General features: G+C 68.2%; 20 protein-coding genes. 7 read left to right on the plus strand and 13 right to left on the minus strand.

The genetic code is table 11. The annotated features are described in order from the left end of the window. Positions 1–72: 72 nt before the first annotated feature. Positions 73–2,028 (minus strand): putative bifunctional diguanylate cyclase/phosphodiesterase, encoded by a 1,956-nt coding sequence (locus E1J50_RS09660; protein WP_132252968.1) that lies wholly within the window; start codon positions 2,026–2,028, stop codon positions 73–75. Between the two features lie 367 nt (positions 2,029–2,395). On the opposite strand from E1J50_RS09660, the gene E1J50_RS09665 reads away from it, so the two are divergent. Further along, complete coding sequence (locus E1J50_RS09665) at positions 2,396–2,959, plus strand: sugar O-acetyltransferase (protein WP_132252971.1); 564 nt, start codon at positions 2,396–2,398, stop codon at positions 2,957–2,959. 25 nt (positions 2,960–2,984) lie between these two features. Here E1J50_RS09665 and E1J50_RS09670 read toward each other — a convergent pair whose 3' ends face one another. From E1J50_RS09670 to clpB, 3 genes are all read right to left on the minus strand, one after another. After that, positions 2,985–4,130, minus strand: coding sequence for a glycoside hydrolase family 191 protein (locus tag E1J50_RS09670; protein ID WP_132252974.1), 1,146 nt, complete (start codon positions 4,128–4,130; stop codon positions 2,985–2,987). A gap of 233 nt (positions 4,131–4,363) precedes the next feature. Next, positions 4,364–5,047, minus strand: coding sequence for a metallophosphoesterase family protein (locus E1J50_RS09675; RefSeq protein ID WP_132252977.1), 684 nt, complete (start codon positions 5,045–5,047; stop codon positions 4,364–4,366). Between the two features lie 79 nt (positions 5,048–5,126). Then, positions 5,127–7,757: an ATP-dependent chaperone ClpB gene (gene clpB, locus E1J50_RS09680; protein ID WP_132252980.1), complete on the minus strand. Its 2,631-nt coding sequence runs from the start codon at positions 7,755–7,757 to the stop codon at positions 5,127–5,129. 199 nt (positions 7,758–7,956) lie between these two features. Here clpB and E1J50_RS09685 point away from each other — a divergent pair, with 199 nt between their 5' ends. Then, the gene (locus tag E1J50_RS09685; protein ID WP_132252983.1) at positions 7,957–8,733 is read left to right on the plus strand and encodes an MOSC domain-containing protein; all 777 of its coding nucleotides are present in this window, start codon (positions 7,957–7,959) and stop codon (positions 8,731–8,733) included. A gap of 27 nt (positions 8,734–8,760) precedes the next feature. Here the strand turns inward: E1J50_RS09685 and E1J50_RS09690 are convergent, their stop codons facing one another. Further along, positions 8,761–9,000: a hypothetical protein gene (locus E1J50_RS09690; protein WP_132252985.1), complete on the minus strand. Its 240-nt coding sequence runs from the start codon at positions 8,998–9,000 to the stop codon at positions 8,761–8,763. A 184-nt stretch (positions 9,001–9,184) separates the two neighbouring features. Further along, positions 9,185–9,394 (minus strand): hypothetical protein, encoded by a 210-nt coding sequence (locus E1J50_RS09695; protein ID WP_132252988.1) that lies wholly within the window; start codon positions 9,392–9,394, stop codon positions 9,185–9,187. A gap of 365 nt (positions 9,395–9,759) precedes the next feature. Between E1J50_RS09695 and argB the strand changes: the two genes are divergently transcribed. The 3 genes from argB (at position 9,760) to E1J50_RS09710 (ending at position 11,925) form a co-directional block, all read left to right on the plus strand. Then, positions 9,760–10,653: an acetylglutamate kinase gene (argB, locus tag E1J50_RS09700; protein WP_132252991.1), complete on the plus strand. Its 894-nt coding sequence runs from the start codon at positions 9,760–9,762 to the stop codon at positions 10,651–10,653. Positions 10,654–10,774: 121 nt separating this feature from the next. After that, positions 10,775–11,518, plus strand: a complete 744-nt coding sequence (locus tag E1J50_RS09705; protein ID WP_132252993.1) for a pyrimidine 5'-nucleotidase — start codon at positions 10,775–10,777, stop codon at positions 11,516–11,518. Then, positions 11,515–11,925 carry a metallopeptidase family protein gene (locus E1J50_RS09710; protein ID WP_132252995.1) on the plus strand — a complete coding sequence of 137 codons (411 nt, stop codon included), beginning with the start codon at positions 11,515–11,517 and terminating at the stop codon, positions 11,923–11,925. Before E1J50_RS09705 ends, E1J50_RS09710 begins: the two co-directional genes overlap by 4 nt. A 3-nt stretch (positions 11,926–11,928) precedes the next feature. Here E1J50_RS09710 and E1J50_RS09715 read toward each other — a convergent pair whose 3' ends face one another. The 4 genes from E1J50_RS09715 to E1J50_RS09730 form a co-directional block, all read right to left on the minus strand. After that, entirely contained in the window at positions 11,929–13,176 is a 1,248-nt protein-coding gene (locus tag E1J50_RS09715; protein ID WP_132252997.1) for a peptide ABC transporter permease, read from the minus strand. Positions 13,177–13,346: 170 nt separating this feature from the next. Further along, positions 13,347–13,871 carry a DUF2937 family protein gene (locus tag E1J50_RS09720; protein WP_132252999.1) on the minus strand — a complete coding sequence of 175 codons (525 nt, stop codon included), beginning with the start codon at positions 13,869–13,871 and terminating at the stop codon, positions 13,347–13,349. A 72-nt stretch (positions 13,872–13,943) separates the two neighbouring features. After that, complete coding sequence (locus E1J50_RS09725; protein ID WP_132253001.1) at positions 13,944–14,954, minus strand: WD40 repeat domain-containing protein; 1,011 nt, start codon at positions 14,952–14,954, stop codon at positions 13,944–13,946. Positions 14,955–14,991: 37 nt separating this feature from the next. Then, on the minus strand, positions 14,992–15,654 hold the full coding sequence (locus tag E1J50_RS09730) for a YoaK family protein (RefSeq protein ID WP_132253004.1): 663 nt from the start codon (positions 15,652–15,654) through the stop codon (positions 14,992–14,994). A gap of 205 nt (positions 15,655–15,859) precedes the next feature. On the opposite strand from E1J50_RS09730, the gene E1J50_RS09735 reads away from it, so the two are divergent. Together E1J50_RS09735 and E1J50_RS09740 are read left to right on the plus strand one after the other, a co-directional pair. Then, positions 15,860–16,288, plus strand: coding sequence for a response regulator (locus tag E1J50_RS09735; RefSeq protein ID WP_132253006.1), 429 nt, complete (start codon positions 15,860–15,862; stop codon positions 16,286–16,288). A gap of 36 nt (positions 16,289–16,324) precedes the next feature. Then, a complete protein-coding gene (locus E1J50_RS09740; RefSeq protein ID WP_132253008.1) occupies positions 16,325–16,696 on the plus strand; it encodes a photosystem reaction center subunit H in 372 nt (123 codons plus the stop codon). A gap of 60 nt (positions 16,697–16,756) precedes the next feature. Here E1J50_RS09740 and E1J50_RS09745 read toward each other — a convergent pair whose 3' ends face one another. The 3 genes from E1J50_RS09745 to E1J50_RS09755 form a co-directional block, all read right to left on the minus strand. Next, a complete protein-coding gene (locus tag E1J50_RS09745) occupies positions 16,757–17,428 on the minus strand; it encodes a DUF2939 domain-containing protein (RefSeq protein WP_132253010.1) in 672 nt (223 codons plus the stop codon). 29 nt (positions 17,429–17,457) lie between these two features. Further along, positions 17,458–18,015 (minus strand): RNA pyrophosphohydrolase, encoded by a 558-nt coding sequence (locus E1J50_RS09750; protein ID WP_132253011.1) that lies wholly within the window; start codon positions 18,013–18,015, stop codon positions 17,458–17,460. Positions 18,016–18,075: 60 nt separating this feature from the next. Then, positions 18,076–19,129 (minus strand): divergent polysaccharide deacetylase family protein (locus tag E1J50_RS09755; RefSeq protein ID WP_132253014.1); only part of this gene is annotated, 1,054 nt, incomplete at its 5' end.

Genomic DNA, 19,129 nt, shown 5'->3' on the forward strand with positions numbered 1-19,129 from the left:
TTTCGCGGAGGCCGGGCCGCGCCTCAAGCGCCGCCGCGGCCGGCGGCGCCGGATCCCCTGACAATCCGCCGCTCATGCGGCGCAGGCGGTTCCCGGGACGAGGGCGGAATCGGCGAAGCGCTCCAGGAACCCGGCCACGCGCTCGATCGGCATCGGCCTGTGGAAGTAGAAGCCCTGCATGGTCTCGCAGCCGAGAGACCGCAGGAGAGCCATCTGCCCCCCGCTCTCCACACCCTCGGCCACGCAGCCGAGGCCGAGATTGCGGCTCATGAGCAGCATCGTTTCCACGATGTCCTGGCAGACCGGGACGCTCTCCATCTCGCTCGTGAAGGATCGGTCGATCTTGAGCCTGTCGAGGGGCAGGCGATGAACGTAGCTGAGGCTTGAGAAGCCGGTGCCGAAATCGTCGAGCGCGATGCGGCAACCGATCGCCTTCAAGCCCTCAAGGTTCGCTTTGGCCTGCTCGAAGTCACCAATGAGCGCGGTTTCCGTCACCTCGAAGGTGATGCGCTCCGGTGTGACGCCGCTCTCGGCGATGATGCGCCCCATCCGGCGCACGAGATGGGGCGAGATGATGTCGCGCGCCGACAGGTTGAAGGAGAGCCCGATATCAAGGGGCCAGAGGGATACCGGGGCCAGCGCCTTCCGAAGGAGGAGTTCGGTGATCGGTTGAATCAGGTCCGAGGATTCGGCCACCGGGATGAACTCCGAGGGCGAGACCAGTCCGAGAAACGGGCTGTGCCAGCGCGCAAGGGCCTCGAAGGCGACCACCCGGTTGCGCACCACGTCCACCATCGGCTGCATCAGGACAAGGAGTTCCGCCTCCAAGTCCGCTTGGCGCAGGCCCTGCACGATCAGGTCTCGTCGCCGCAGGGCTTGGTCGAGATCCTGCGTGAACACGATCGTCGATCCGCGGGCATTCGCCTTGGCATGGTAGAGCGCGCTGTCGGCCCGCTCGATGATGCGGTCGGGCTTGTCCTCGTGGGCGAGCGCCGCCGCGAAGCCGATCGTCGCACCGACATGGACGACGCCCTTTGCCAAGCGGATCGGCTGCGACAGGGCTGCCGCGAGCGATGCTCCCAGTTCGGCGGACGGTACGCACCCACCGGGTGCCGCGACGACGATGCCGAATTCGTCGCCGCCGAGGCGCGCCAGGAAGACATGCTCGTCGCAGAACGCGTGCAGGCGGCTGCCGATCTCGCGAAGCAGCGCGTCCCCTGCCGGATGTCCGTAGGTGTCGTTGACGGGCTTGAACCCGTCGAGGTCGATCAGACCGACCTGGACCTCGAAGCCGCTTTCCTTCCGTTCGCTCAGCACAGCCTGCAACTTCGAGAAGAAGCTGCGGCGGTTCGGGAGGTTCGTGAGGAGGTCCACGTTGGCGAGGCGCAGATTGTCGTCGCTGAGCCGCCGAAGTTCGCTCGTCTGCTGCACCAGCGAGGTGAAGACCCGATGATACACGAAGACGAGATAGGAGGTCGTGACAGCGAGCGCGAGGAACGCGACCGCGATGGCGCGCAGCGTCCCGTTGCCCGTCGCGAAGAAGTACAGGCTCGCCGGGAGTGCGATCGTCACGGCCATCAGCGCCGCCGAGCGGACATGCAGCAGGCCGAAGACGCAGGCCATGATCCCGAACACGACGAAGAACATCACGTGCATGCGCGTGTAGACGTCGCCGAAGCTCATCAATGCGAGGCACCAGATCAGGAGCGAGACCAGCAGCACGACGACCATCGCGTTGAGCATGCGCAACTGCCGGTAGGCGACCGCCGCATCGAGCGTGGCCTTCGAGAGCCGATGATAGGCCCGACACCGAATGACGGACACGGATCCCACGACCGCCATCGGGAGGTAGGTGAGATACGCCGGCGCGACACCGGCATGCGTGTAGACGAGCAGCGCGGCGTTGAGGGTCATGATGCCGAAGAAGAGCGGCGCCTGTCGGCTGACGGACTTGATCTGCGCGATGTGCAGGTCCGGACGATCGGGCGCTATCCGGAACAGGCTGAGGAAAGTAACGAGATGTCGCATGCCTGTCGTCTCGTGACTGCTCTGGACAGCATTCTCAGCGCGCCGTGTTGACGTTTAGCATTCAACGCGTGAAGGCCCGCTTGATCGACACGAGGTGAGTCAATCTGCTTTCGAGCAGATTATGCTCATCGCTATCGAATCTGACAGCGCACTCGCCGAGGCGATCGGATGATGTGGCGGAATTTGCTTCAATCTGCCGGGATGCTGACGGCGCGTGAAGTCAGGGATTTCAGATCCGCGCGCCAGCCGCAGTTTATGTCCCCCAGCCTCGAAATATCACCGATCCGCGAGCGCGCTTCAGATCGTGTGGTGCCCGTGCGATGGGAGTGGCGAAGCCCTGCGGAAGGGCGGCAAGGCGGGGAGCGCGATGAGTCGGACCGAGAAAGAGAAGATGCTCGCGGGCGATCTCTATCACGCGGGATGTCCCGAGCTTCAGGCCGATCTTGCGCAGACCCGGGCTTGGCTCGTGCGCTACAATGCCTCGCTCGGTCTCCCGGCGTCGGACCGGCGGCGGTTGCTCGCCGAGCGCCTCGCCGAGGTGGGGCCGGATGCGGTGATCCGGCCGCCCTTCTTCTGCGATTACGGCTACAATGTCGCGCTCGGCGCCGGCGTCTTCCTCAACTTCAACTGCGTGATCCTCGACGTCGTCTCCGTTCGGATCGGCGATGCCACGCAGATCGGGCCGCTCGTGCAGATCCTGACCGCGGACCATCCGCGCGATCCGGAGGTCCGGCGGTCCGGCCTTGAGTTCGGGCGGCCGATCAGCATCGGGCGCAACGTCTGGATCGGCGGCGGGGCGATCATCCTTCCCGGCGTCACCGTCGGCGATGACGCGATCATCGGAGCCGGCAGCGTGGTCGCGCGCGACGTGCCGGTGGGGGCCACGGTGGTCGGCAATCCCGCCCGCGCCGTGGCGCCCCGTTCTCCCTGACCTCGCAGTCGGGCAGACGCCGCGGTCAGGCGGCGTCGTGGTGGCCGTGATGGTGGCTGCCCCAGCCATGCTGCAGGTAGAGGCCCATCGGGTCGAGGCCGGCATCGACCTCTCCCGATCGATGCGAACCGCGCCCGGAGCCGCAAGCCTCGTCGGAGCCGCGGAAGACGAAGGAATCGTCGAGGCTCGCCAGCGGATCCTCACCGCCGGAATGACCGTCATGCCGGTGGTGATGAGCGCCCGGGCGTTCGTCAGTGCCGCGCTCGGTCCCGTCTTCGGGAGCGGGCGTGGATGGAGTCCCGGCAATCGGCGCATCAGGCCCCGTGACCGGATCCGCCGGCGCCGGGGATGCCGGCTCGGCCGGGTTGGTGGGCGCGCCGACGCCGGGTCGGACACCCTCGTAGTCGATGCCGTCGAGGTCGAGATGGGCCACATAGCTGCCGAGTCCGTCGCGGTCGGCCTGGGCGTGAACATCGGCGACCTTGTCCGAACCGCTGACGTACTCGATCGCGATGACGTCCTTTCCGGCGGCGAGCATCTTGTTCATCAGCCCGAGGCTGTGGGCGGTCTCGTCTGAGGGCTGCTTTTGGCCGGAATCGGTGTAGTAGAGATTTTCCTTGAACATGCCGTCTATGGCATTGAAGTAGGTGTCTTTCGTCAGAAGTTCTTCCGCGTTGTTCACCCAGATCTTGAAATTCGGATTCTGAGCTCGCGCATGATCGGCTAGGTATTTCACGAGGTCGGCCATTGCCTGAGCCGGGTCGGCGACGTGGCTCTTCGCCCAGGCGGTCTGATACTCGTCGACGACATCGAAATAGGCGCCGTCGTAGCCTGCCTTAATGAGGTTATCGACGTACGTCGTCGCGACCTGCCTCCAGGCATCCGTCCAGTACGCAACCTCGAAGTTTCCCTTCCATTGAGGATTCTCCGGTCCGAGCGCCGAGGCCGGAATCGTCTTGAAATAGTCGCGGTATGTCTCCGCTTCGCCGATGCTGAAATAGCCCAGCAACAGGTGCGGGTCGGCCGAGCCGCCTCCCATCTGCGTCACCTGATCCCGCGTCCACAGCGTGCCGTCCTCGTCGTAGGCGTCGATCACGCGAACGTCGAAGGGCGAGGCTGCGACTTGCGCGGGCGAGATGCCCTGCAGAAGATAGAGGCCAGTCTTCGGCATTTAATCCTCGTCAATAACAAATGAAGGGCGCGCTTTACAAGAATCAATTGTGGCGAAACGGCGGCACAGCAAACATCTGTGATCAACGGTACTCATTCGGACTGAGAAGATTTGCTGAAATGTCTGCGAGTGAGCCAAGCGAAATACCTTGGCTGAGAGCAGGTTATCCGCAATTGCTCGGGTTCCGCCCCATCGGACGGCAAGGCTCATCCATCCGAGAGCCGGTCAGGACATCATCCCTCGTACCGGCGCGCGGTGGCGCTGAGGAAATCCACGGCCGGGCCCTGCCGATCGGTGAATACGCCTGCCGTCAACGCGCCGCCGTAGACTGCCGCCGTGTCGAGGTTCGTCCGGTGGCGCTGCACGTCCGGCTGGCCCGATGACAAGGGCGTATGCCCATGCACGACGTGCCGCCCGAAATCGAAATCCTGGGACAGGAAGGGCTCACGGATCCAGATCCGGTTCTGGATGTCGGGATCGGGCGGGGTGCAGCCGGGCCGAAACCCTGCGTGAACATACCAGCGCTGTTCATCCTCGTGCACGCTCGGAAGGGTCTCGATCCAGTCGAGCACGTCGCCCGGAAAATCCTCGATCGCGTCGAGGCCGAACGAGGCGAGCGTCTCACCCCCGCCATTGCGGAGCCAATGCTCGGTGGCGCCCGGGGTGTGCAGGCAGGCGAGCAGCATCGCTTCGTGATTGCCGAGGAGGCAGGTCACCCGCTCCGGATCGTTCCAGTGAAGGCGCCTGACCATCCGGATCACGCCCGCGCTGTCCGGACCGCGGTCGATGTAGTCCCCGAGGAAGACGAGGTGGTGGGGCCGGCCTGCCCGGTGCGCCTCGATCTTTGCCAGGAGGGCCTCGAGCAATTCGCAGCAGCCGTGGATGTCGCCGATGGCGTAGGTGAGAGCGTCGGTCATCGCCCCGCACTGTTCCCGCGCGGGCGCACAAAGAAAAGCCCCGGCGATCCACTGAGGATCGCCGGGGCACATCGTCGGCTCAATTCAACGTGGCATTCGCCGGGCGCCGCTCAGCGCCGACGGTGGTGTCGCCGAGCATCAGGCCCATGGGGCCGACATGCACCGGCACCGTCTCGCCGTCATGCACCTTGCCGGACAGGATCAGCTCGGCGAGCGGATCCTGCACGTTCTTCTGGATCACCCGCTTCAGGGGTCGCGCCCCGTAGGCCGGGTCGTAGCCCTTGTCGGCGAGCCAGGTGCGGGCCTCCTCGTCGACGTCGAGGGTGATCTTGCGCTCCTCGAGCAGGCGTCCGAGCCGGGCGAGCTGGATGTCGACGATCGCGCCCATCTCCGACCGCTTGAGGCGGTGGAACAGGATGATCTCGTCGACCCGGTTCAGGAATTCCGGCCGGAAGTGGCTGCGCACCACGCCCATCACCTCGTCGCGCACTGCATCGGTGTCCTGCCCCTCGGGCTGGTTCACGAGATACTCCGCCCCGAGATTCGAGGTCATGATGAGGAGCGTGTTGCGGAAGTCGACCGTCCGTCCCTGACCGTCCGTGAGCCGCCCGTCGTCGAGCACTTGGAGGAGCACGTTGAACACGTCCGGATGCGCCTTCTCGACCTCGTCGAACAGGACGACCTGATAGGGACGCCGGCGCACGGCCTCGGTCAGAGCACCACCCTCCTCGTAGCCGACATAGCCCGGGGGCGCGCCGATGAGCCGGGCGACGGCGTGCTTCTCCATGTATTCCGACATGTCGATGCGCACGAGCGCCGTATCGTCGTCGAACAGGAAGCCGGCGAGCGCCTTGGTCAGCTCCGTCTTGCCGACGCCCGTCGGCCCGAGGAACATGAACGATCCGATCGGCCGGCTCGGGTCCTGCAGGCCGGCGCGCGCCCGGCGGACCGCCGTGGCGACGGCCTCGACCGCCTCGCGCTGGCCGACGACTCGCTTCGACAGGGCCTCCTCCATGGCCAGGAGCTTCTCGCGCTCGCCCTCGAGCATCTTGTCGACGGGCACGCCGGTCCAGCGGGAGACGACGCCGGCGATGTGGGTCGGCGTCACCGCCTCCTCCATCATCCCGTCACGCGCCACCGCGCTCTCGGCCTGCGCCTCGATCTCGGCGAGCTGCTTCTCCAGCCCCGGTATCACGCCGTAGGCGAGTTCGCCTGCGCGCTGGTATTGGCCCTGGCGCTGGGCGTTGGCGAGGTCGGTTCGGGCCTCGTCGAGCTTGCGCTTCAAGTCGGCCGCGGCGCCGAGCTTGTCCTTCTCCGCCTTCCAGCGCGCGGTGATCGCGGCGGATTGCTCCTCAAGGTCGCCGAGCTCCTTCTCCAGCCGTTGGAGACGGTCGCGGGAGGCGGAATCCGATTCCTTCTTCAGCGCTTCCGCCTCGATCTTCAGCCGCACGATCTCGCGGTCAATGTTGTCGAGTTCCTCGGGCTTCGAGTCGACCTGCATGCGCAGGCGCGAGCCCGCCTCGTCGACGAGGTCGATCGCCTTGTCGGGCAGGAAGCGGTCCGTGATGTAGCGGTTCGAGAGCGTGGCGGCCGCCACCAGCGCCGAGTCCTGGATGCGGACGCCGTGGTGCTGCTCGTACTTCTCCTTAATGCCGCGCAGGATCGAGATCGTGTCCTCGACGGTCGGCTCGGACACGAAGACGGGCTGGAAGCGCCGCGCCAGGGCCGCATCCTTCTCGACATGCTTGCGGTACTCGTCGAGGGTTGTGGCGCCGACGCAGTGCAATTCGCCGCGGGCGAGCGCGGGCTTCAGGAGGTTGGAGGCGTCCATCGCCCCGTCCGCCTTGCCGGCGCCGACAAGGGTGTGCATCTCGTCGATGAACAGGATGATGCCGCCCTCCGCGGCCGTGACCTCGGAGAGCACGCCCTTCAGCCGCTCCTCGAACTCGCCGCGATACTTCGCGCCCGCGATCAGCGCGCCCATGTCGAGGGCCAGCAGCGACTTATCGCGTAGGGATTCCGGCACGTCGCCGTTGACGATGCGAAGCGCCAAGCCCTCCACGATCGCCGTCTTGCCGACGCCGGGCTCACCGATCAGGACCGGGTTGTTCTTGGTGCGCCGGGACAGGACCTGAATCGTGCGGCGGATCTCCTCGTCCCGGCCGATCACGGGGTCGAGCTTACCCTCGCGGGCCGCCTCGGTCAGGTCGCGGGCGTACTTCTTGAGTGCGTCGTAGGCGTTCTCGGCGCTCGCGTTGTCGGCGGTCCGGCCCTTGCGCAGCGCGTTGATCGCCGCATTGAGCGAAGCCGCGGTGACGCCCGCGGCGGCGAGCGCGCGGCCGGCTTCCGTGTCCTTCTCCACCGCCAGCGCGAGGAGCAGGCGCTCCACCGTCACGTACGAGTCGCCCGCCTTCTCGGCGGCCTTCTCGGCGGTGTCGAACAGGCGCACGAGTTCTCGCGTCGCCTGCGGGGGCGCCGCATTGCCCGAGACCTTGGGCTGCTTGTTCAGCCACGCCTCGACCTGCGCGAGTGCCACCCGGGACTGGCCGCCAGCCCGGTCGATCAGGCCCGAGCACAGGCCCTCGGGGTCGTCGAGCAGCACCTTGAGCAGGTGGCCGGGCTGCAATTGAGGATGTCCCTCGCGCATCGCGAGGTTCTGCGCCGCCTGGACGAAGCCGCGGGCGCGCTCGGTGTACTTCTCGAAATTCACGTGTCTGCACCTCCCCGTACCGGCGATCCGCCGCCCGCCCCGCGGCACGGCCTCGCCGAAACGCCGCCCTCCGGCTCATGCCGCAGAGGGCCCCAGCGCCACTGGGCCGCCGGTCTCCGGGATGTGGTGTTGCAATTCGGCACCACAAGGGTTCGGCCGGGACTTGCGCGCCGGAGAATTTCAGGGTCACGCTTCGCACATGGCTCAGCGTCCGACCCTCCACCTCTCCGCCCTCTACCGCTACCCGGTGAAGGGGTTCAGTCCGGAAGCGCTCGATGCGGCGAGCCTGGAGACGAGCGGATACTTCCCGGGCGACCGCCTCTACGCGATCGAGAACGGGCCTTCCGGGTTCAACGCCGTGGCGCCGCGCCACCTGCCGAAGATCAAGTACTTGATGCTGATGCGCGACGAGGCCCTGGCACAGCTTCGGACACGCTACGACGACGCCACGGCGACGCTCCATGTCGAGGGCGGCGGCGAGCGCTTGTGCGCGGATCTCTCGACCGTGCAGGGGCGCGCGGTCCTGGAGGATTTTCTGCGTCGCTTCATGCCGGGCGCTTTGCGCGGCGAGCCAAAGGTGCTAACGGCGCCGGAGCAGTACCGCTTCACCGATTCCCGGACCGGATTCGTCTCCATCATCAATCTCGCCAGCGTGGGCGCCGTGGAGGCGATGGTGGGCCGGCCTGTCGACCCGCTGCGCTTCCGCGGCAACCTGTTCGTGACAGGCCTGGAGCCCTGGGCCGAACTCGGGATGGTCGGTGCGGTCCTCGAAGGACCGGACGGCTTGCGCCTCCGGCTGACGAAGCGCACCGAGCGTTGCGCGGCGACGAACGTCGACCCCGCGACCGGGGAGCGCAACGTGGAGATTCCCTGGAGCCTGGACCGGCACCTCGGCCACCGCGATTGCGGTGTCTATGCCGATGTCGTCGCAGGCGGAACGCTGCGGGTCGGCGACACGCTCACCGTCACTGGGTGAGGCGCGCCCTCCCCTGTCTCGCGCCGATCACGAGGCGCGGCCCGCGGTCCGCACGGGATCTGCGTGGCGGCGCTCGCAGCTGATCTTGAGATATCGCTGGTCGCCACCCGGGAGCCCGGCTGCGGCGGCAATCGTCTGGGCCTGCAGCAGGCACTCCATCGGCGTGCGGGCGGGGGTGACGATGACGTCGAGGGCGGTCTCGCGGGAGCAGTCCCGGGCGAGCAGTGTGCCGGCGCAGACGAGCGCGACGGAGAGCAATTCAGGCATGACGGACCCCTTGATCGCGATGACGAGAAGGTCCGCGGTGGTGCTCTGGCGTTCGAGCCGCCGCGTGATTGTTGCCTCGGCGTGTCCTCTCTGTTCTCATTGATCGACGAAGCACGCCTGGTGCCACGTCGGTGTCTGCAACGTCCGATGCGGCCTGCTCAGGGAGGGCCGGCCTTTCCGAACCTCAGTCCCGCACGGTCAGCCATGCCGGCTCCGGATCCTCCGAGGGGATCAGCGCGGCCACGGCGTCGAGATCGACGGTGAAGTTCTGCGTCAAGAGGTGCCAGATCTCCGCGGAACTCGCCGCTTTCAGGCGGATGCCCTCGACAGCGGTCGAGAGCAGGTTCGCGTTCGTCAAAACAGGGCGGGCGAGAAGCGGATCGGCGTTCAACATCGGAGAATTGGTCCTGTTCGGCTCCGTCAGAATTCACCGACATGGTTAACAAGTCGTTTACGGTTCGAAAACCCGGTTCCGCTCCATAAAGATACAACTTTTGATCTCTAATTCTGCTGCAGGTCAGTAGAGCCCTAGGATCGCGCCGACGCAGATACAGCGCAGGCTTGTCGAACTTCGGCGGCTCTCGCACTCACGTTGCGCAACGTGGGATGCTGCCCACCGAGCGGGGGACGCCGATCCGCTCGCCGTCTCGTGATTCGTGGCCGATCGATTCGCGCGCCGCAGGCTTCGCAGGGCGCCCCGCGTCATGTAGAAGCCCGCGCGCGTCCGCCGTCCCTCTTCCAACGGTTTCAGAGGCACCGATGACCGATCTGCCGAACGTGCACGTGCGTGCCGAAGTTCTGGCTCAGGCCCTGCCGCACATGCAGCGCTACGATCAGGAGATCGTGGTCATCAAGTATGGCGGCCACGCCATGGGCGACCGGGCGGCGGCGGAGGATTTCGCCGAGGACGTCGTGCTTCTCGAGCAATCCGGCCTGAAGCCGATCGTGGTGCATGGCGGCGGCCCTCAGATCGGCCGGATGCTGGAGCGCCTGGGCATCCAGTCCGAGTTCCGCGGGGGCTTGCGCGTCACCGACGAGGCCACCGTCGAGGTCGTCGAGATGGTCCTGGCCGGCTCGATCAACAAGCAGATCGTGGGCTGGATCTCCGCGGAGGGCGGGCGGGCCATCGGCCTGTGCGGCAAGGATGGCAACATGGTCCGCGCCAAGCGCGCGATGCGGACCATGAAGGATCCTGAGAGCCAGGAGGAGAAGGCCCTCGATCTCGGCCTCGTCGGCGAGCCGGAGCACGTCGAGCGCGGCGTCCTCGATGCGGTGCTGAAGGCGGAACTGATCCCGGTGCTCGCTCCCGTCGCCTACGGAGCCGACGGCCTGACCTACAATGTCAACGCCGACACCTTCTCGGGCGCCATCGCCGGCGCTCTGAGGGCGAAGCGCCTCCTTCTGCTGACCGACGTGCCCGGCGTCCTCGACAAAGACAAGAACCTGATCCCCGAACTGACGGTTGAGGATTGCCGGCGCCTCATCGCCGACGGGACGATCACGGGCGGCATGATCCCGAAGGTCGAGACCTGCATCTATGCGATCGATCAGGGCGTCGAGGCGGTGGTCATCCTCGACGGCAAGGTGAACCACGCCGTGCTGCTGGAACTGTTCACGGATTACGGGGCGGGCACCCTGATCCGCCGGAATTGATCCGGTCGCACCGGCTTGGGAGCGTCCGGGACGGCCCGGGCGCTTTCCTTTTGCGGCCAAGGCGTCCATCTTAAGGAGCCCGGCCGACGCCTCGCGGCGTCCCAAGCTGAAGCGCAAATCCTTGTTCTCTCCGGCCAGCAGCCACTTCACCACCAGCGACGCCAGACGATTCGAGGGCGTCGATACCTGGGTGTTCGACCTCGACAACACGCTCTACCCGAGCGATGCGCGGGTCTGGCCCCAGGTGGACGAGCGCATCACGCTCTACGTCATGCGGCTCTACGGTCTCGACGGTCTCTCCGCCCGGGCCCTGCAGAAGCATTTCTATCACCGCTACGGCACGACGCTGAAGGCGTTGATGATCGAGGATGGCGTCGAGCCCCACGACTTCCTCGATTTCGCTCACGACATCGACCATTCCTCGATCAAGCTCGATACCGCCCTCGGCGATGCGATCGAGCGATTGCCCGGCCGCAAGCTGATCCTGACGAACGGGTCGCGCCGCCATGCGGAGAACGTCGCGGGGAAGCTCGGCATCCTCGACCATTTCGAGGACGTGTTCGACATCGCGGCGGCCGACTTCGTGCCCAAGCCGGAGCGCACGACCTACGAGCGCTTCCTCACCCGCCACGGCGTCGATCCGCGTCGCTCTGCCCTCTTCGAGGACATCGCCCGCAATCTCGTGGTGCCGCACGACCTCGGCATGGCGACGGTTCTGGTGGTGCCGCCGGTCCTCGACCCGTTCCGCGAGCGCTTCGAGCAGGAGGCGGTCAAGGAGCCGCACATCGACTACATCACGAACGACCTCGCCGGGTTCCTGGCCGATCGCGTGCTGCCCTCGGACGGCACGGGGCGAGCGGCGTGAGCGCGCTCGCGGAGGCGAAGGCGCCGAGCCTCGCCGAGATCGAGGAACTCGCCTTCGCCGCCTACGAGCGATTGCCGGAGGCGTTCCGCAGGCTGTGCGCGGGCATTCAGATCCTCGTCGACGACTTTCCCGACGAGGAGACGATCACCGAAATGAATTGCGAGAGCGAGTTCGACCTGCTGGGGCTGTTTCGGGGGATCGGCCTCGCCCAGTCCGGCGAGATCGCGACGGGGCAGATGCCGAACATGGTTTGGCTCTACCGGCGGCCCCTCCTCGACTACTGGGCCGAGCACGACGAGACCCTCGGGCACCTCGTCACCCACGTCCTCGTCCACGAGATCGGCCACCATTTCGGCCTGTCGGACGCGGATATGGAGGCGATCGAGGCGGCCGTCGACGCGCCCTGAGCCTCAGGGCGAGCCGGGCTCGCGATCCTCGCGGATGCGCCGCAGCAGGCTGATCTTCGGCCGGCGCGAGCGGAACTGGCCCCGCTGGATCGAGACGAAGACGAGGATCGCGACGGTCAGCGTCGTGAACCACCACATCACGGCGAGCCCGATGCCGATGCAGGCGATCGTGTAGGCGGTGGCGATGGCCGCCATCGCGCCCGGAGCCAGCGCCGGAGCGTTCTGCCCGATCCGGTGGATCGAGACGTAGAGGGCGTAGGCCGCCGCGAAAGCGCCGACCACCCCGAGCTCGTACCAGAACTCGAACAGCATCGTGCTGGGGGCATTGCCGGGCAGCAGGTTGTAGGCGCGTCCGCGCAGGGCCGTCTCGAAGCCGTGGCCGGTGAACAACCGCACGGGTTCCGACGTCACCACCTTCTGCCACGCCTTGAGCGAGAGCACGCCGAGATTGCCCGATCCCAGGATCGTCGCGCCGATCGGCCGGCCGATGAAGGGGATGAGCGGCGCCAGCGCGAGGAGCGCCGCGGTGATCGCCGCCGTGAGCGCCACGCCGATGCGCGGGCTGACGGTCGTGAGGAGGAAGGCGCAGGCCCCGACCGCCAGAGCGATGATCTGCGTCGCCTTCGGCGAGGCGGCGATGGCGGCGGCCACGATCAGCGCGGTGACGAGGGCTTCGCGGTCGCGGTGGCGCGAGCGCAGCCAAGCGATGGCCGGCCATACGAGCAGCGAGAGCATGATCAGGCCGCGGTCGAGGATCTGATCGTCCTCCACGCCGCTCCGGACCAAGCTGTCGCCGAACAGGCCGATCATCACAGCCACGATGCCGCCCGCCGTGACCCCAAGCGGCAGCAGGTAGAGATTGGCGGAGCGCATCCTGTCCGGCAGGGCGAGGTAGCCGGCGAGGGTCAGCAGGATGGTGGCCAGGATGTTCAGCACGCGCTCGGCGGCCGAGCCGAGAAAGGGCGTCCAGGCGAGCGACAGAGCCGCCCAGAGGAGCACGAGGGCCCCGGCCAGGAAGGCGGGCGAGCGCACGAGAGCGGCGAGGGCCGGGCGCAGCGAGCGCTGCCGCCCGTCGAGGGCGCTCGCGAGGATCAGCAGGACGATCGCGATCGGTGTCAGGACGACCGTCGCACGCCGGCCCACCTGCGCGACCACCGGGATGATCACGAAAAGGCCGAAGAAGCCGACGCGACGCAGGAGGGCCGCCGCATCGAGCGCCGGATCGACGGTGGTGTTGGACGCGCGCGACATGATGCGACTGACAGACCGTGAGCCGGCGCGGGGGCCTCCGACCGCGCGTGCCGTTCTCTCCTAGAGCAGGCGAAACCGAGCGGCTGTAGACCCTGGGCAACACATACTGTCACAGCCGCCGCCGGCTGTGCAGGCCACCCCCGCGCTGATCGCTTGGCAAGGCGCCTCGGTCAGGCCGCGGACGTCTCGGGCCGTGGGCGCCGCCGCATGGCGCGTCGTCCGACGTCGGAGAGCACCCTCCATCCGCCCCAGGCTGCGAGGAAGCCGATCAGACCGGCGACGATCCCGTCGGCCGTGGTCGGCACAGCCGGCTGATAATCCTGGTAGGTCGCTCGGGCGACCGCCATGTCGGGATCCCGGATCACGGTTGCCAAGCGTCCGAGCGGGCTCGTCGCCTCCCGCAGGGCCTGCTGCTGGGCGCTGAGCTGGGCGAGGCGCTGGATATCGGCCCGCGCCGCCTCGCCCCGCCGGGCGACGAGGCTGTCCGGATTGGTGCGCAGGCGATCGACGGCGCCCTCGCGGCTGTTGCCGGTGGCGCGGGCATCCGATTCGAAGGTCTCGACGCTCCGGCGCAACTCGTCGACGGCGCCCCCGAGGCGCTGGGCATATTGCTGCGCGAATTCAGGAGCCTGCGCGGCGATGACGCCTCCGAGGAGCCCGAGGGCAAGCCCCAGCGTGCGAAAGACACGGAACACGAATCCACCTCTCCAAGCGTGTCCGGAGAAGAGCACGGCGCGGCGGCTGGTTCCAGCCGACGCGGTCGTTCGTCAGCCCGGCAGTGTCAGGAGGCCAGCCTGACCGTCCGCCGACCCGAAGGCGAGACGCGCGCCGCGCGCGTCCCAGGCAAGGGCCGAGATCCCGCTGCCCTTGACGGCCGGGCGAACCAGAAGCTCTGAGGCGTCGGTGAAGCGCACGAGCAGGATGCAGCCGTCCTCGTAGCCGATGGCGAGGACGGGCGCCTTCGGGTGGAAGGCGACCCGCGCGACGCGGGCGGGGCGCACGCCGCATTCCCGCGGAGCCTTGCCGGTCGGCCCCTCCTTCGAATCGAAGGGCCAGACGATCGCGGCCTCGGCGCCGCTGGTGGCGAGCCAGTGTCCGTCCGCCGACCACGCGGTCGAGCGCACCTTGCCCGGATAGCCCGACATGCGCATGTGGCCGCGATCGGGCTGGAGGCGCCAGCCGTGAAGGGCGTTCTCCTGCATCGTGGTGATCACGAAACGTCCGTCCGGCGACCACGTGACGTCGATGTGCGATCCCTTCCATTCGATCACCTCGGGCGGCGTCTCGTGGTTCGGGTACCAGAGGCTCGCGCCGTTGTAGTGGGCCACGGCGAGGCGATAGCCCTTGGGCGCGAAGGCGAGGCCGCGGGCGCTGGAGGGGGCCTGGAACGTGCGCTCGCGGCCCTTGGCGTCGCGGGCGGATACCTGTCGTCCGGCCGAGTAGGCGACCGCCCCGTCCGGATGGACGGCGAGTGCATCGATCCAGGCACCACCCTTGGCGGCGGCGATCTCCGTCAGGCGTCCGTCGGCGCGGATCTCGACGACGCGGCCGTCATCGCCTCCCGTGGCGAGCCGGGCCGCGTCGCCCGCTGCGCAGAGAATGGCGCCCTCCGGATGCGCGGCGAGGCGTTCGTCCGCACCCTCCCGGTGCAGCAGGACGCCGCCGTCGCCCAGCGCCAGGGCGAGCGTGTCCTTCAACCAGTGCGCGGCAGTCACGTGGGCCCCTGCCTCGATCGGCGCGACGTGGCTCGGGAGGGAGGGAGCGGCGGTGGCGGACATGGTGTCGGATGACCTTCGGCAGCGGGAATGATGGGGATCAGGCAGCCTTGGCGGCCGGACCGAGTGCGACGTGGAGAGCGGCGGCGACGGCGAGAAAGCCCGTGAGCCCTGCGGGGAACGCGAGGGCGAGGAGGCCGAACGAACCATAGGCGTGCGCGCCGCCGAAGGCTCCAAGGAGGAGCGCGCACCAGACGGCTCCGTCACCCACCCAGCCGTAGCGGGGCCCGCGACCGGTCAGGGCGAGCGCGACCTTCTGCCCGAAACTGAACAACGCGCCTGTCACGAAGGTCGTGCCCGCGCGAAAACCCTGAACCTGCACGAGGACCGCATTCTGCGTGCCCATGGCCAGGGCCATGAAGAGCGAGGCGAGGCCGAGATCCGGCGTGGCGAGACCGAGGGACAGGGCACCGAGCACCGTCAGCGCCTCGAAGGCCAGGACGACCGGGCTTGCCCAGCGCGGGGGCACCACCAGGGAGAGCCCGCTGCCGAGCACGGATCCGACGAAGAACATCCCGATCAGGAGGCAGGGCAGGATCGCGTGGCGCCACTCGCCGTGGCCGAGGGCGACCGAGAATTGCGTGGTGTTGCCGCTCATGAACGAGGTGTAGAGCCCCCCGAGTCGGATGAAGCCGAGGGCATCGACATAGCCTGCGGTCGCCGTCAGCGCGAGACCATAGGCTAGCTGCCAGGAACGGTTCATGAATTCATCCGCGCCGAGGGCTCGGGTAACGCCCTGTTAATCATTTCGGGCGCTCCATCGGGGCGGCGCGCGCAGGGTTAAAGCTTCGCTCACCAAACCTCAGCAATTCGATGGGAACACGGCGAACGCCGGGACGGGGCCTCCGTTGGTCACCCGATCCGGCAGCGGGACTGTTGACCCGCGCCGGGTGAGTTGGAGTTGCGTCATGATCCCCCACGCCTGCGCTGCCTTCTCCGTCCCCGCCTTCCTCGACGGCGCGATCGAGACCATCCTCGTGGTCGAGGATGAGGCCATCGTCTGCGAACTCGCCGCGGAGGCGCTGTCCGACGAGGGCTACCGGGTCCTCACCGCGGCCGACGCGCTCGAGGCCGAGGCGATCCTCGCGCGCGAGAGCGTCGATCTGCTCTTCACCGATATCGACCTCGCCCGCAACACGAACGGCATCGCGCTCGCCCGCTATGCCCGCCAGGACCGACCGGACCTGCCCGTCGTCTATACGTCGGGCGGGCGCGGGAGCCTTTCGCAGGGCGAGGCCGTTGCGCAATCGGTCTTCGTTCCGAAGCCCTACCGCCCGAGCGATCTCGTCGCCCTGACGAACGACATCCTCCGCCGCAGCCATCCCCATCACGCCTGAGCGGCCCCGCACCGGCCGCCAGCCGGAGTTCGATCGATGAGACGCCTCGCCCTGTTCCCTCTTCTCCTGCTCGCCTGCCCTGCCGAGGCCGCCTGCGACCTCAAGGGGATCCGGCTGGAGGAGCGGATCGCCGAGAAGACCGAGCTGCGCGAGGCCGCCAACAAGCAGACGGTCCGCGATCTGCGCACGCTGCGCGATGCGGCGATCGTCCTCGACGCATACAAGTACGGTGCCGAGTGCGAGCGCCTCGTCGAGATCGTGAGGGCGCTTGCCGCCAATCCCGAGAAGGCGATCGAGCAGGGCGGCGATACCGACGAGGAAAAGGCCGAGAGCGTCGAGGAGACCCGCGAGCCGAAGGCGCCGCCGGCCGCCGCGGGCTCCGACAAGGACCCGGCGAAGCCGCGCTGAGGCGGCAACGGTGGCGTCACCCCGTCACGACGGCCGGTCCGTTCCGGCGTCGCCGCAACGCTAGGGCGGCGGCGATGCGGGAGCCCGGTCTTCGGGTTGCGCCACCGGCTCCTTCGCTTTCTCGCCGGCCCGCATGCGGGCGAGCGTGCGCGCGAGCTTCTGTGCCATCTGAGCGCGCAGATCCTCCGTCACCTCGATATCGACGAGGCGCCAGGACCAGGCCCGCAGGCGAAGCCGGATCCTGAACTGACGGGCACGAGGTGCCTCCGGCGGGACCGCGACGACGACCGTCCGGAACCCGCGCATTTCGGTGGCGAGATAATACGCGGCGAGCCGCTCCAGGCCCTCGATGCGCAGGCCCGAGGCGGCACCCGCGCCCGGCGCCTTCGCGACGTCGAGGCTTTCCGGCCAGCCGTCGTCCAGCAGATCGACCACGGTCTTGGCCGTGACCATGGTCTCGGCAAGAGCCAAAGCGAGGCCGACCGCGGCCTCGTTCAGCTTCTGCTGATCGCGCGGATCGAGGTCGCCGCTCTCGCTGAGTGCTGCGCGGGCGGCGCTGGCGGTCTGGCGCACCAGGGAGAGCCGCAGGGTCCGGAAATTCACGTGGCGATCGATATACGCGACGTCGCGCGCCTCGACCGCCCGGGCGAGGCTGTAGAGCGAGACGAGCGGCGTCAGCGTGAAGACGAACCAGGCGAGGGCCAGGACGACCGGGACGTACCACCAGCGCATGCCGGTCCCTCAAGCCCGCGGGGCCGGGCTCAACGGCCCGCGTGCCATGTGGCAAGGTCCGAGAAGGCCGCGATCACGCGCTCGTAGACGGGACGCTTGAACGGGATGATGAGGCGGGCGAGATCCTGCAGCTCCGCCCAGCGCCAATCCTCGAACTCGGACCGGAAACGGCCGCCACCGGGCCGCTCGACGTCGATCTCTGAATCCTGCCCGAGGAAGCCGAAGGCGAACCACTTCTGCGTCTGTCCGCGGTATCGGCCCTTCCAGGCCTGCTTCATCACGTCGGGCGGCAGGTCGTAGGGAAGCCATCCCGGCATCTCGGCCAGGAAATGCAGCGAGTTCTGCGCGACGTTCGTCTCTTCGTAGAGTTCGCGCATCGCCGCCGCGCGCGGATCCTCGTCCGGATCCACTCCGCCCTGCGGCATCTGCCAGGAATAGTCGCCGGACACATGCTCGGGGCCGCCCTCCTTGCGACGGCGGCCGATGAACACGAGCCCGGCCCGGTTGACGAGGGTGATGCCGACGCAGGGCCGGTAGGGAAGGTCGGGCGGAGCCGGGTGTTGGCCGGCGGGAGGCTCAATCGTCATCGCCGGCGACCATAGCAGCCGGCCCCGCGGCGGCAACGTCCACGAGTATCCGTGCCGCGCCTATTCAGCTCGGGACAGCCGGGTTCCCGCAGCCGGCGTGCGGAGGGCCGCGCTGACCGGCACCAGGCGGATGCCGCGCGCATCGAGATCCTTCGCCCAGCGCGCGACGCGCTCGATGGTGAGCGGCTGGGCGCCCGCCGAGGCGAGCACGAAGCCCTTCGCCCGCGCCTGGGCCTCGAGGCGAGCCAGTTCCGCGTCGATCGCCTCGGCCCGCGGGGCGGCATCGAGAACGATCTCGGCCCGTGCGGCCGGGGCCTTCGTCTTGGCGGCGAGGCTCGCGACGAGCGAGCGCTGAGCGGTGCCGTCGTCGACGAAGCCGAGGCCGCGGGCGGCGACTTCGCGTAGCAGCGGCTCCAGGGCCGTCGCATCGGTGATCAGCTTCGAGCCCATCAGGTTCGCGAGACCGATCGCGCCGGGTACGCGGCTCATCACCCAGGCCAGACGGTCGGCATTCTCCGCAGGACGCGCGCCGGTCAGCAGGGTCTGTGGGCCGGGATCGCTGTCGGGATAGTCGAACGGCTCCATCGGCACCTGGACCATCACCTCGTGCCCGAAATCGCGGGCGCGAGCGGCGCTGCGCTCGACCTCACCGTAGGGCGAGAACGCGAGGCTGACCTGCGGCGGCAACTTCACGATGGCGCTGGCTGTCGCTGCCTGCCCCGTACCGAGGCCGGTGAGGAGGATCGCGATGCGCGGGCCCGAGCCGGGCTCCTCCGGCCGCGCGTACAGGTCGAGTGGGCGCAGCCGCCCCTCCCCGACCTTCGGCATAGCGCCGTGGCGACCGCGCTCGACGAGGCGGGCATCCGGCGCGGGCGCGAGCTTCACCGAAACTGTCGGCACGCGGATCACCACCGCCTCGCTCGGCGCGGCACTCCCCGAGGGCCGGAAGACCGTGACGCCGGAAGCGCTCTCGACCTCCTCCGCGCTGCGCTGCAACGGCGGAGCCGGTTCGGCCTCCGCCATCCGCGGCTGCTCCATGGATGCCGGGCGCGGCTGGTCGGCGGGCGCCTCGCGTAGGGCGATCTCCGCATGCGTTCGGGGCTCCCCGCCGCGC

This window comes from Methylobacterium segetis (genome assembly GCF_004348265.1).
Classification (GTDB): domain Bacteria; phylum Pseudomonadota; class Alphaproteobacteria; order Rhizobiales; family Beijerinckiaceae; genus Methylobacterium; species Methylobacterium segetis.

Bases quoted from the DNA above. Each gene is read 5' to 3' on its own strand.
- E1J50_RS09725 (WP_132253001.1), bottom strand. From the start codon at position 14,954: ATGTCCGCCACCGCCGCTCCCTCCCTCCCGAGCCACGTCGCGCCGATC.
- E1J50_RS09690 (WP_132252985.1), bottom strand. From the start codon at position 9,000: ATGCCTGAATTGCTCTCCGTCGCGCTCGTCTGCGCCGGCACACTGCTC.
- E1J50_RS09695 (WP_132252988.1), bottom strand. From the start codon at position 9,394: ATGTTGAACGCCGATCCGCTTCTCGCCCGCCCTGTTTTGACGAACGCG.
- argB (WP_132252991.1), top strand. From the start codon at position 9,760: ATGACCGATCTGCCGAACGTGCACGTGCGTGCCGAAGTTCTGGCTCAG.
- E1J50_RS09750 (WP_132253011.1), bottom strand. From the start codon at position 18,015: ATGACGATTGAGCCTCCCGCCGGCCAACACCCGGCTCCGCCCGACCTT.
- E1J50_RS09660 (WP_132252968.1), bottom strand. From the start codon at position 2,028: ATGCGACATCTCGTTACTTTCCTCAGCCTGTTCCGGATAGCGCCCGAT.
- E1J50_RS09740 (WP_132253008.1), top strand. From the start codon at position 16,325: ATGAGACGCCTCGCCCTGTTCCCTCTTCTCCTGCTCGCCTGCCCTGCC.
- E1J50_RS09670 (WP_132252974.1), bottom strand. From the start codon at position 4,130: ATGCCGAAGACTGGCCTCTATCTTCTGCAGGGCATCTCGCCCGCGCAA.
- E1J50_RS09715 (WP_132252997.1), bottom strand. From the start codon at position 13,176: ATGTCGCGCGCGTCCAACACCACCGTCGATCCGGCGCTCGATGCGGCG.
- E1J50_RS09730 (WP_132253004.1), bottom strand. From the start codon at position 15,654: ATGAACCGTTCCTGGCAGCTAGCCTATGGTCTCGCGCTGACGGCGACC.
- E1J50_RS09665 (WP_132252971.1), top strand. From the start codon at position 2,396: ATGAGTCGGACCGAGAAAGAGAAGATGCTCGCGGGCGATCTCTATCAC.
- E1J50_RS09745 (WP_132253010.1), bottom strand. From the start codon at position 17,428: ATGCGCTGGTGGTACGTCCCGGTCGTCCTGGCCCTCGCCTGGTTCGTC.
- E1J50_RS09685 (WP_132252983.1), top strand. From the start codon at position 7,957: ATGGCTCAGCGTCCGACCCTCCACCTCTCCGCCCTCTACCGCTACCCG.
- E1J50_RS09675 (WP_132252977.1), bottom strand. From the start codon at position 5,047: ATGACCGACGCTCTCACCTACGCCATCGGCGACATCCACGGCTGCTGC.
- E1J50_RS09735 (WP_132253006.1), top strand. From the start codon at position 15,860: ATGATCCCCCACGCCTGCGCTGCCTTCTCCGTCCCCGCCTTCCTCGAC.